The 6,115-nt window shown below is 56.0% G+C and carries 5 protein-coding genes; 4 read left to right on the forward strand and 1 reads right to left on the reverse strand.

Going from position 1 to position 6,115, the window contains the following annotated elements:
• The first annotated feature begins 897 nt into the window (after positions 1 to 897).
• Together VAE55_RS03595 and VAE55_RS03600 are read left to right on the forward strand one after the other, a co-directional pair.
• Positions 898 to 2,283: a CUAEP/CCAEP-tail radical SAM (seleno)protein gene (locus tag VAE55_RS03595; RefSeq protein WP_322814444.1), complete on the forward strand. Its 1,386-nt coding sequence runs from the start codon at positions 898 to 900 to the stop codon at positions 2,281 to 2,283.
• Between the two features lie 24 nt (positions 2,284 to 2,307).
• Positions 2,308 to 3,576, forward strand: coding sequence for an ATP-grasp domain-containing protein (locus tag VAE55_RS03600; protein WP_322814445.1), 1,269 nt, complete (start codon positions 2,308 to 2,310; stop codon positions 3,574 to 3,576).
• Between the two features lie 44 nt (positions 3,577 to 3,620).
• Here the strand turns inward: VAE55_RS03600 and VAE55_RS03605 are convergent, their stop codons facing one another.
• On the reverse strand, positions 3,621 to 3,923 hold the full coding sequence (locus VAE55_RS03605; RefSeq protein WP_322814446.1) for an oxidative damage protection protein: 303 nt from the start codon (positions 3,921 to 3,923) through the stop codon (positions 3,621 to 3,623).
• Positions 3,924 to 3,989: 66 nt separating this feature from the next.
• Here VAE55_RS03605 and VAE55_RS03610 point away from each other — a divergent pair, with 66 nt between their 5' ends.
• Together VAE55_RS03610 and VAE55_RS03615 are read left to right on the forward strand one after the other, a co-directional pair.
• On the forward strand, positions 3,990 to 4,880 hold the full coding sequence (locus VAE55_RS03610; RefSeq protein ID WP_322814447.1) for a methionyl-tRNA formyltransferase: 891 nt from the start codon (positions 3,990 to 3,992) through the stop codon (positions 4,878 to 4,880).
• 363 nt (positions 4,881 to 5,243) lie between these two features.
• Positions 5,244 to 6,062: an STAS domain-containing protein gene (locus VAE55_RS03615; protein ID WP_322814448.1), complete on the forward strand. Its 819-nt coding sequence runs from the start codon at positions 5,244 to 5,246 to the stop codon at positions 6,060 to 6,062.
• Positions 6,063 to 6,115: the final 53 nt, after the last annotated feature.

Raw genomic sequence — 6,115 nt, forward strand, 5'->3', positions numbered from 1 at the left:
CTATCCTCCGCATCAGCCCGGATCCCGTCCTACAGGATAGGACGATGTTGCGATAATGTCATGACGATTTGGTATAAGCCGGGTTGCTACCGTGAGTCGTGACATAGCGCGTCGATGGGAACCGGATGCGTCACACATCGTTCAATGCAGGTACGCGGCACGGTGTTGCGCACAACGTCGTGCTGTTCATCCTGGAAGTCAACTGCTGTGGCCTGATCACAACACCGGTAGCAACCCGGGTTCATCATATCTTAATGGATACTGTGAACCATTGTCGCGGATACGATTCGCGCCACGGCGTCGATACCGCCCCTCGTGGAGAGAGCAAGTGGCCCGCACTCGTCAATCGCCGGTTTCACTGCCATGGGACGGGAAGAGTGATGATTTGGATAGCATCTATTGCAAAAAACATTGACTAGATTCATTACAGATCGACTTAATGATTGTGGCGAACACATACAGCATCCTCGTGACCAGCAGGGTCAACGGCGTGACACGCTTCGAATCGCGAGTACGGCTGGCGCGGCAGCATGGCTGCCGCACTCCAAACGTCGCGACACACGCATAATGAGCGTATTACGGCGAATGGTTTGCCTGGAGCGATGATTTCCAAACGTTGCGACACGTACATGATGAGCGGGCAAGGCAACCAATCCAGCGCGTGATGGCGCCGAAGAAGCTCGTTTGCCCTCCCTGCTGCTATACCGGTAGCCTGAGAGCAGGATATGCTGGCGTTGGAGATGGGCAATCGTTCATGTACCTGTGCGACCGTCTGGAAGTACGACTGCACAGCTTTTATGAAATACGTTCTCGTGTGCCTGGTATTACACCCGATTCGATGTAACATCCTCATGGCCTGCTGTTCGTCAACAGCTCAGTTTGGAGTACAATATCATCATGAACATCTTACTTATCTCAACCTATGAACTTGGCCACCAACCGCTCAGCCTGGCATCACCCGCCGCGTGGCTACGCCGGGCAGGGGCAGATGTGGTTTGTGTTGACACCAGTGTCACACCGTTAATGGCAGAAATGGCTGCCAATGCCGCACTAATCGGAATCTCGGTACCGATGCACACGGCCACCCGGCTGGCGCTGGATATGTTGCCACACCTGCGGGCAGCAGCACCGAACGCATATATTGTCTGCTACGGACTGTACGCTCCGCTCAATGCCGCAATCCTGCATCAGGCTGGGGCCGATTGTTGCCTGGGTGGCGAAGTTGAGGAACAGCTCACTGCGATCTGGCAGCAAATAGCTGCCGGCAACCGCCCGTCAGTTGCCGACACTGTTCTCCTCAATCGGCTCGATCTCATCCCGCCTGACCGGAACGGCTTACCGCCTCTCGACCGCTATGCAACGTTGATCAGCGGCGGCAAGACTTATCTGGCCGGGTATACCGAAACAACCCGTGGCTGCAAACACCTCTGCCGTCACTGCCCGGTTGTCCCGGTTTACAACGGGCATTTTCGCGTGGTACCACGCTCAACCGTGCTGGCCGACATCCGGGCACAGGTCGCTGCCGGAGCGCACCATATCACCTTTGGCGACCCGGATTTTCTGAATGGTCCCGGCCACGTCTTACCGATTGTGCGCACTATGCACGCCGAGTTTCCCGACCTGACCTATGATGTCACGATCAAGATCGAGCACATCATTCGGTACGCTCATCTGTTGCCGGAACTACGCGCAACCGGCTGTATCATGGTTGTGAGCGCCGTTGAAGCGCTCAATGACACCATCCTGACCCGCTTTGCCAAACGTCACAGCCGTGCCGATGTGGTGCGTGCGGTTCAGCTTCTACGGGAACACGATATTGCCCTGAATGCAACATTCGTGGCCTTTACACCGTGGACGACGCGCCAGGTGTATCGCGACTTTTTGCTTGGTATCGCCGAACTGGGCCTGATCGAGAGTGTTGCTCCGGTTCAGTACGGCTTACGGCTGCTCATACCTGAAGGATCGCGGTTGCTTGAGCTACCCGACGTACAGGCGCTAATTGAGCCGTTCGATCCGGAGGCGTTAGTATATCCCTGGCGACATCCCGACCCAGCGATGGACACGTTACAACGCGAGGTGATGGCGCTTGCCCAGTGCAGCGAGCAGTGTGGCGAGTCGCGCAGCAGCTTCTATCTGCGACTGCACGACCTGTGTAATCGGGTTATTGGCCCCGGCCCGCGCCCGGCAACCGTGCCAGACGCTGCACCGGTGCCAAGGCTGAGCGAACCGTGGTACTGTTGTGCTGAACCGACAGACAGCCAGTTGATGGCAAAATATTTGTAGCCTGTGTACGGGAATACGACAGCTATGACCGAGATCGGTATGCGTCCACATCTGTTGTTGCTCACCACACCATCATCGTACCGGCTGCCGGCCTTTCTGGATGCAGCCAGGCGGATCGGTGTCCAGATAACGGTTGCTGAAGACACCCCACCCGCCTTGAGTCGGCCATTGCCGGGGCGCTTACTGATTGATTTTAGTGATCGGGCAGCAGCATTGCAGGCCATCCGCAATCTGCACGCCAACCAACCGTTGAGCGCTATCCTACCGGTTGACGACAGTGGGGTTGAACTGGCGGCGCTGGCCTGTGCCGATATTGGGCTACCTTTTAATCGGCCAGAAGCCGCGGCTGCCGCACGCGACAAGCATCTGATGCGTCAGCTCTTCGCCCGTGTCGGAGTACCGTCACCAGCGTTTCGCCTCTGCACCACTACCGACGATCTACCGACGCTGGTGCAGTCGGTCACATTTCCCTGTGTTGTCAAGCCTCTGCGCCTCAACGGCAGTCGCGGCGTTATCCGGGCCGATAACCCGGCCCAGTGTCTCGCGGCAATCCGCCGCCTCACCGCCCTGCTTGACCGGATTGAAGGGGCAGGGGTGCATGAGTTTTTGATTGAAGACTTCGTGCCGGGGTTTGAGGTTGCGCTGGAGGGATTGATCGATCACGGGCAGGTACAGGTACTGGCGCTTTTCGACAAGCCTGACCCGCTCGATGGGCCGTTTTTTGAAGAGACGATCTACGTCACACCATCACGCCTGCCGGAAGCAACGCAAGCGGCAATTTGTGCAGTAACCGCAGCAGCGGCCAGAGCTGTGGGGTTAGAGCGCGGGCCATTGCATGCCGAGCTGCGGATCAACGAGCGCGGGCCGTGGATGATCGAGTTAGCTAACCGCAGTATCGGCGGTTTATGCTCGCGAACATTGCGTTTCGGTACTGATGTCTCTTTAGAGGAGTTGATTTTGCGCCAGGCTTCCGGTCTACCTGTGGACACCCTCAGTCGCGAGGGACAGGCGGGTGGGGTGATGATGATACCGATCCCCCAGGCCGGTATCCTGCGCACCGTTGATGGCGTGGCTGAGGCATGTGCAATTCCCGGTATTGAGGCAGTCGAAATTACGGCACCGCTTAATTACCCGCTGACACCCCTACCAGAGGGTGACAGCTATCTCGGCTTTATCTTTGCGCATGGTTCTGATCCAGCGACCGTCGAGGCAGCACTGCGTACCGCACATACCTGCCTGCGCTTTACCATCGTTCCGGCAATCGAGCTGGTGCCATCTACCGTTAGTATGTAGAGCAGAGGGGAGTGGCACACACGCTAATAACTCCCACCTCAGCCCTATTTGCGACGCGGCCCTCCCTTCGCTGGAGCAGCGGTTGGTGGTGTCCACCCTTCAGGCATAGGAGCATTTTCGCCGAAAAAGAACTCTTCCATGGCTTTCATCAGGATTTGCTGCGCATTCGGATCACCTAAACTCAGGCCATAATGATTGATAATCAGCGTTGCCTGTTGTGGCCACAGTCGCCAGGCCTGAGCCGACACCTGTTCGTAGATGCGCTGCCCCAGCGGGCCAGGGAAGGGTGGCCGATCCAGACCGGGAAGTTCGCGACCGAGTTTGACACAATGCACCATTCGCGCCATAGCTCTTTCTTTCGTGTGTACAAACGGTAATCCCATAAGTATTATACCCGAAAGCAACGCATAACCATGCGCATTGTTCTCTTTGCCATTCCAGGCTCGATGGCACTACCGGTCTTGCAGGGCCTGCTGACGTTGCCGGTTGACGTGATCGGACTGGTTCATCCGGCACCAGCGGGGATGCCGGCGTTGACCCAGTTACCGGCGGCTGCACCTGCACGCAACTCTACGCTACTCGCACCGGCCACAGCGGCTACAATTGCCGATGCAGCCGGGATTCCGCGCTATGCCGTTCGGCGAGATGCTACCGCCGAGATCGGTGAGCAGTTGCATCGGCAGAAGGTAGACCTCGTGATTGTTGCCTGCTGGCCCTGGCGCATCCCGGCAGTATTGCTTGAGATACCACGCTACGGCTGGCTCAACCTGCACCCATCGCCATTACCAGAACTCCGTGGCCCGGAACCACTCTTCTGGGCATTGCGGTTGGGCTGGATGCGCACGGCAATGACCTTACACCTGATGGATGCGGAGTTTGACCACGGCCCGATTGTCTGTCAGGAGTGGTTTGATCTACCGCCCGGCGAGCGTCTACATTCGCTGGAAACACTCGCCGGACAATGTGCCGCCACAATGTTACCGACCGCACTCAGCCAGATCACCAGTGCAGACTGGCGACCATCACCCCAGGCAGCGGGTGGCAGTTACTTTCCTTCACCCCGGACACAGGACTTTGTGTTGACTGCGGAATGGTCAGTTCAACGGGCCTACGCCTTTGTGCGGGCAATTGCCGAATGGGGCATACCGTTTACCTTCATTGCGGCTGATGGCCAACGTGTACAGATTGCCGATGCGGTTGAATACCAGCCTCATAAACATTTAGCAATGCCTGTCGTTGAACAAGATGGCCGGCTGGCACTCCAGTTATGCAACGGCGTCCTGATAGGCATCACGCCAGATTGAACAGAGCGGTAGATCAATTTTTTTACCATATTTGTCAGTACACTGATAGCGGTGTTACAATTGCACAAATGTTTTTTGTTGATCCGCCCTGTACGCATCTACACGCAAACTGATTGCAGATTACAGTTTTGCCTGTTTACGATGCCTGGAGATATGTCATGACGAACGTACAAACTCCCGACAATGCTCATAAGTTCAGCAATGGCGAGAGCAGATTCTCAATAACCTGTTATGGGCACTAGTCGTTCTGGGGAGTATTGCGCTCATCGTTGGTTCGTGGGCAGATTACATGCGGCAGGTGAACGAGCGTTACCGTATATTGGAATATACTTCCTTACTTATCTGTCCATTGTCGTCATTTCTTTGGTACGACGCCTACAGGCAAAGATACGCGCTCTGCTGCTCCTGATTGTACTGGGAGCGATTGCGACGTTTCTGCTGGTAACGTTTGGACTGGTGGGGAGTGGACGCATTCTCTGGCTCGGTATTAATGTGCTGGCATTGATCTATTTTGATCGGTTGGGAAGTATCGTCGCGCTCATTCTTTCGCTGATCGTCATGATGATCACAGCAGCCATATATGTGACGGGCGATGCGTCTTTTGTAACCCCAGAGACACTGACCGTTCAAGATACCATCGAAGACTGGGCCGGTGCGATTGGACTGTATCTGTCCACCAACATGCTGACACTCATCCCGTTTCGCTATCTCCTACAACGGTTGGAAGGTCTTGCCCAGCAGGCGACTGCTGAAGCAGCCCGGGCCAGGCTGCACGCTCAACAGGTCGAAGTACATGCTCAGGAGTTAGAGCAACAAACAACCCAATTACAGCGCACGGAACATATGTTACGGAACGTGGTGCAATCGCTGGAAACACCAACGGTCGAGATTGCCGATCAGGTGTTGCTGGCACCGATTGTTGGTCAGATCGATCATCAGCGAGCTGATACGCTGTTAAAACGGTTACTCAGCGTGGTCAGCGAACGCCGCGTGAAGCTTATCGTGATTGATGCGGCGGGTGTACCGGCCTTTGACACCATGGCTGCTCAGAGTCTGATGCAGACGGTGCAGGCACTCCGGCTGATCGGGTGTGGGGCAGTGATCACCGGTATTTCACCGGCGATGGCGCAAACGATTACGGCGCTGGGTATTGATATGAAAATGCTCTGTTGCAACCATTGATTAAATGTGGTAACAATGGCTTCTGCACCCGCGAGCAAGCCGTTCTGGCAACG

This window comes from Chloroflexus sp. (genome assembly GCF_034432675.1).
Classification (GTDB): Bacteria; Chloroflexota; Chloroflexia; order Chloroflexales; family Chloroflexaceae; genus Chloroflexus.

Excerpts from the sequence above, each read along its gene's own strand:
- VAE55_RS03600 (WP_322814445.1), top strand. The coding sequence starts at position 2,308 with ATGACCGAGATCGGTATGCGTCCACATCTGTTGTTGCTCACCACACCA.
- VAE55_RS03595 (WP_322814444.1), top strand. The coding sequence starts at position 898 with ATGAACATCTTACTTATCTCAACCTATGAACTTGGCCACCAACCGCTC.
- VAE55_RS03610 (WP_322814447.1), top strand. The coding sequence starts at position 3,990 with ATGCGCATTGTTCTCTTTGCCATTCCAGGCTCGATGGCACTACCGGTC.
- VAE55_RS03605 (WP_322814446.1), bottom strand. The coding sequence starts at position 3,923 with ATGGCGCGAATGGTGCATTGTGTCAAACTCGGTCGCGAACTTCCCGGT.